The organism is Spirillospora sp. NPDC049652 (assembly GCF_040675125.1).
GTDB lineage: Bacteria > Actinomycetota > Actinomycetes > Streptosporangiales > Streptosporangiaceae > Spirillospora.
On record NZ_JBFAOF010000721.1, the window covers coordinates 1 to 3,872 of the forward strand.

General features: G+C 73.3%; 4 protein-coding genes. All 4 read right to left on the reverse strand.

The genetic code is table 11. From position 1 onward, the window contains the following. A partial coding sequence (locus AB0J52_RS31345; protein WP_500186366.1) for a sigma factor occupies positions 1-266 on the reverse strand: 266 nt, incomplete at its 3' end. A gap of 89 nt (positions 267-355) precedes the next feature. After that, a complete protein-coding gene (locus AB0J52_RS31350; RefSeq protein ID WP_500186368.1) occupies positions 356-1,504 on the reverse strand; it encodes an NAD(P)/FAD-dependent oxidoreductase in 1,149 nt (382 codons plus the stop codon). Positions 1,505-1,619: 115 nt separating this feature from the next. Then, entirely contained in the window at positions 1,620-2,588 is a 969-nt protein-coding gene (locus AB0J52_RS31355; protein WP_500186369.1) for a PrsW family intramembrane metalloprotease, read from the reverse strand. A 248-nt stretch (positions 2,589-2,836) separates the two neighbouring features. Continuing rightward, positions 2,837-3,763 carry a helix-turn-helix domain-containing protein gene (locus tag AB0J52_RS31360; RefSeq protein ID WP_500186371.1) on the reverse strand — a complete coding sequence of 309 codons (927 nt, stop codon included), beginning with the start codon at positions 3,761-3,763 and terminating at the stop codon, positions 2,837-2,839. Positions 3,764-3,872: the final 109 nt, after the last annotated feature.

Genomic DNA, 3,872 nt, shown 5'->3' on the forward strand with positions numbered 1-3,872 from the left:
AGCGGCTCGGGCAGCCACGGCCCGACGTACGACTCGCGGGTCGCGCGGGCGGACGTCAGCCGGTTGACGGCGAGGTTGGTGACCGTCCGCACCAGGTAGGCGCGCGCGTTCGCGACGTCCGACCGGTCCGTCTTGTTCCAGGCGAGCCACGCGTCCTGGAGGACGTCCTCGGCGTCGGCGACGCTGCCCAGCAGCCGGTAGGCGGTGCCGAACAGCAGCCGCCGGTGCGCGGTGAACGGGTCGTCCGCCGGTTTCGTGGTCGTCATCGCGTTCGCCCTTCCTTCTCCGGCCGGCCCGCCGCGCGTGCTTCCGTCCTGCCCCGAGCATCGCATCCGGACGGGTCGGCGTGGCGGGTTCAGCGGGTGGCCCGGCCGCCCTTGGTGAGGTAGGGGTGGACATTGAGACGCCTGCTCATCCGGAAGAACGGGAGGGGGCTCCCGCTGACGGCCTCCTTGTAGCGGACGGCCGCGCGCCCGGTGAGGACGAAGCGGCGCGGGGTGTCGTCCGCCCGCACGAACTGGACGACCGCGTCGCGGCGGCCGAGGCTGACCGGCTGGTGGAAGTACCCGATCCGGAACGGCTCCGGCGCGCGTCCGCGCAGCAGCCGGACGATGTTGTCGGCGGCGTGCGCGCCGGTCGGGACCCCGGTCTGGCAGGTCCCGTGGAGCTCGCCCCACGCCTGCCGGACGGCGGCCGCGTCACCGATCGCGAACACGTCCGGATGCGACACCGACCGCAGCTCCGCGTCCACGACGACGCGTCCGCCCTGGTCAGTGGTGATTCCAGCGGCGGTGGCCAGGTCGGGGACGCGCACGCCGGTCGTCCACAGCGTCGCGTCGGACGGGACGACCGTGCCGTCGGCGAGGGCGACCCCGTCCGGCAGCACCTTGGCGACCGCCTCTCCGGCGCGGACGGTCACGCCGAGCCGCTCGAACGCCCGGCCCAGGTACGCGCGCGCCCGCTCGCCCATCATCGCGGCGGGCTCGCCCCGGCTGACCAGCGTGACCCTGAGGTCGGGGCGGCTCTCGGCGATCTCGGCGGCGGCCTCGACCCCGGTCAGGCCGCCGCCGCAGACGGTGACGGCCGCAACGCCGGGCTCGGCGATGCGCGCGGCGAACCGGCCGGGCTCGTCCAGGGTGAACGCGTGGACGTCCGCGCCCGGGACGAGGGACGTGTCGGCGCGGCTGCCGAGCGCGAGGACGAGCGTCGCGTACTCGACGCCGTCGTTGTCGTCGATGGTGAGCCGGTGCCGGTCGGGGTCGATGGCGGTGACGCGCCCCTGTCGGAAGACGACGCCCGATCCGTCCAGCAGGTCGGGGATGCGGCGGACGGCGAGGTTCTGCCCGGCGGCGGTCTGGTGGGTGCGCAGCCGCTCCACGAACCGGTCGGACGGGTTGACGAGCGTGACCGTGACGTCCTGGTCGCGGCGGGTGCGGTGGGCGATCCGGATGGCGCACAGCATCCCGGCGTAGCCCGCCCCCACGACGACGACGTTCCTGCCCATGTTCCTCATCTCCCTGAGGACGATCCGAAGTGGACGCCCATGGGACAAACAGGACGTGCCATCCGTGACAGCTCCGAATGTGGCCTGCGTCACTCACGTGCCCGCGCGGGGGCGCCTACGACTCCTCGAAGGGCTTGGACGGCGGCGCGGAGGGCGGCAACGACCCCGGCGGGACATAGAGGGGTCCCTGAACAGTGACCTTCAAGCCCTCTCCTTCAATCTCGGCACGCTCCTCTTCGTCGTCGCGCCGGGCGCGGGCGGCGAGCGCGCGAAGCCAGCTCAGCCCGAGAGCGGAGATCGCCAGCAGGCCGGACCAGTTGAGCAGCGCGATCAGGTCCCCCTGCCAGGACGTGGCCTGCGGCAGATAGCCGTCGAGCCCCGGGGCCTCCCACGCGTCCCCGGTCAGCCGCAGCGCGACGGCGATCGCGATCCCGTGCATGGAGTCCCAGAGCGCGTGCAGCAGCGACACTCCCAGCCACGCCAGGACGACCGTCCCGCCGATGTGGAACCGGTGCCGCCCCCGCGCGGCCGCGAAGAGCACCCCGCCGAGGATCGCCGTCCACAGCCCATGCCCGACCGGCGTCAGCACCCCTCGCAGGATCTCCGTCTCGACCAGCGCCCACAGGCTCAGCCCGTGCACGGTGAACAGGGCGTTGAACGCGTATCCGGCGCTCTCGAACGCGGCGAACCCGAATCCGACGGTGCCGCCCAGCACCAGCCCGTCCCGCGTCCTCCGCTCCCGCAGCGGAAACGCCACGTACATGAGCGCGGCGAGCTTGACCGCCTCCTCGATCAGCCCCACGCCCACGTACATCCACGGCGACGGATGCAGCAGATACGTCTCCAGCACCGACGCGCCCAGCAACCCCAGCACGCCGCCCACGACGAACGCGCGGAACAGGTAGGGGACGGTGATCTCACCGGACGTCCCGTGCTCGTACGCCCACACCACGAAGGCGACGGGCACGACGAAACTGCCGAGCAGGACGATCGTCGGCACCAGGTTCGAGTTCGCGGTCAGGGCGGTGACCAGCACGCTGGCCCCCCACAGCACCAACCCGGACCCGAGAACCCGCAGCCACACCCGCCTCCGCGCCGCAGCCTCGACCCGCGAAACAGCCCTCGCTGCCCCGTCCCCCATACTCGCGACCTACCCTCGCCACCTCCCCCTCGAACCAGCCCAGCCCCGCGCGACCACCCACCTGACCTGCGCAAATCGGCCCGCTGGCGAGCAGTGGCCTGAGGGGCGTCCGCGGTCGGTCCGCTTCAGTGCAGTGGCAGTCCGCTGCCCCGGATGGACGGACCGCGGCTCCGGCCGGGGCCTTCCTATGGTCAGGCGGGGGTCCCGGTTCGGAAGGTGTTGCGGTAGGCGGACGGGGACGTGCACATGGTGCGGGTGAAGTGGTGGCGGAAGGTCGCCGGGCTGTCGAACCCGACGACGGCCGCGATCCTCTCCACCGGGGTCGAGCCCTCCTCCAGCAGCGGCAGGCTGGCCATGATCCGCTGGTGGACGAGCCAGCGGAGCGGGCTGGTGCCGGTCTGCCGGTTGAAGTGCCGGATGAAGGTGCGCGGCGCCTGGCACGCGACGCGCGCCAGCTCGGCGATCGTCAGGGGCCGGGTGAGGTTGGCCAGGGCGTACTCCATGGCCCGGCCGACCGCGTCGTCCGCCGAGGGCTCGGGGACGGCGGACGCGACGAACTGCGCCTGGCCGCCGTCGCGGTGCGGCGGGACGACCAGACGGCGCGCGACCGCGTTGGCGATCCGCGCCCCGTGGTCCTTGCGGACCAGGTGCAGGCACAGGTCGAGGACGGCCGCGCTGCCCGCGCCGGTGATCACGTCGTCGCCGTCCACGTACAGCACGTCCGGCGTGACCTCGACCTTCGGATAGCGGCGCCGCAGCAGGTCGGCGTAGAGCCAGTGGGTCGTGGCCGCGCGTCCGTCGAGCAGCCCGGCGGCGGCCAGGGCGAACGCCCCGGAGCAGTTCGACACCACCCGCGCCCCGCGCTCGTGGGCCGCCCGCAAGGCGTCCACTACGGCCCTCGGCACCACGCCCCGGACATCCGGAACCGCCACGACGACCAAGGTGTCGGCGGTCGCGAACTCCTCCAGGCCGTGATCGGGCGTCATGCTCAGCCCGCCGACCATCCGCAGCGGGCCGGGCGTGAGCCCGCAGATCCGAAGGTCGTACCAGGGCACCCCCAGCTCGGGCCGGGGAAGCCCGAAGACCTCGACGACCGCGCTCAACTCGAACGGCGCCATCCCTTCGAACGCCAACACTCCGACCTTGTGCCCACCCCCGCTCCCCAGCCCGACCGCGACCGTCTCCCCGGCCGCGCCCACGCGCCCGACCGCCGACTCGTGCCCGGCC

Coding starts and splice junctions, on each gene's coding strand:
- AB0J52_RS31350 (WP_500186368.1), bottom strand. CDS start 1,504: ATGGGCAGGAACGTCGTCGTCGTGGGGGCGGGCTACGCCGGGATGCTG.
- AB0J52_RS31360 (WP_500186371.1), bottom strand. CDS start 3,763: ATGGCGCCGTTCGAGTTGAGCGCGGTCGTCGAGGTCTTCGGGCTTCCC.